This window comes from uncultured Microscilla sp., assembly GCF_947493425.1.
Lineage (GTDB): Bacteria > Bacteroidota > Bacteroidia > Cytophagales > Microscillaceae > Microscilla.
Genome location: NZ_CANLRP010000391.1, coordinates 1 through 1,285, shown reverse-complemented (window position 1 = coordinate 1,285; position 1,285 = coordinate 1). Strand labels below are relative to the sequence as shown.

The following is a 1,285-nucleotide window of genomic DNA, read 5'->3' as shown; positions in this document are numbered from 1 at the left end:
ACCAACTTCTCTTTTTCCAGGAAGTTTTCGGGTAATTAGTATTGCTCAGCTCAGCGTCTTTCAACTCTTACACTTGCAACCTATCTACGTCGTCATCTCCAACGACCCTTATATAGATATCTCATCTCGAGGCGAGTTTCGCGCTTAGATGCTTTCAGCGCTTATCTCTTCCGAACGTAGCTACTCAGCGATGCATCTGACAACACAACTGATACACCAGAGGTTCGTCCAACCCGGTCCTCTCGTACTAAGGTCAGGTCCTCTCAAATATCTTACGCCCACAACAGATAGGGACCGAACTGTCTCACGACGTTCTGAACCCAGCTCGCGTGCCACTTTAATGGGCGAACAGCCCAACCCTTGGAACCTTCTCCAGCTCCAGGATGTGACGAGCCGACATCGAGGTGCCAAACCTCCCCGTCGATGTGAGCTCTCGGGGGAGATCAGCCTGTTATCCCCGGCGTACCTTTTATCCTTTGAGCGATGGCCCTTCCATACAGAACCACCGGATCACTATATCCAACTTTCGTTCCTGATCGACCCGTCGGTCTCACAGTCAAGCGTCCTTATGCTATTGCGCTCTTCGTACGATTACCAACCGTACTGAGGACACCTTTGAAAGCCTCCGTTACTTTTTTGGAGGCGACCACCCCAGTCAAACTACCCACCTAACAATGTCTCCCCTAGGATTAGATCCCAATCACATAAAGGGCGGTATTTCAAGGATGATTCCACGATGCCTGGCGACACCGCTTCATTATCTCCCGCCTATCCTACACATTATATGACCAGAATCAATGTTAAGCTATAGTAAAGGTGCACGGGGTCTTTCCGTCCCGTTGCGGGTAATCGGCATCTTCACCGATACTACAATTTCACCGAGCTCACGGCTGAGACAGTACCCAGATCGTTGCACCATTCGTGCAGGTCGGAACTTACCCGACAAGGAATTTCGCTACCTTAGGACCGTTATAGTTACGGCCGCCGTTTACTGGGGCTTCAATTCAATGCTTCTCGTCCGAAAACGATAACATCCCCTCTTAACCTTCCAGCACCGGGCAGGTGTCAGGCCTTATACCGCATCTTGCGATTTCGCAAAGCCCTGTGTTTTTGTTAAACAGTCGCCTGGGTCTAGTCACTGCGGCCTCTTTACCGAAGTAAAGGAGGCGTCCCTTCTCCCGAAGTTACAGGACGATTTTGCCGAGTTCCTTAGCCGTGGATCACTCGAGCACCTTAGAATTCTCTTCTCGACCACCTGTGTCGGTTTGCGGTACGGATAGTCATA

The 1,285-nt window shown here is 50.6% G+C and carries 1 rRNA gene; it reads right to left on the bottom strand.

The window, feature by feature from the left end:
• Positions 1-14: 14 nt before the first annotated feature.
• Positions 15-1,285: ribosomal RNA gene (locus tag Q0954_RS33950) — 23S ribosomal RNA — on the bottom strand; the annotation flags it as partial.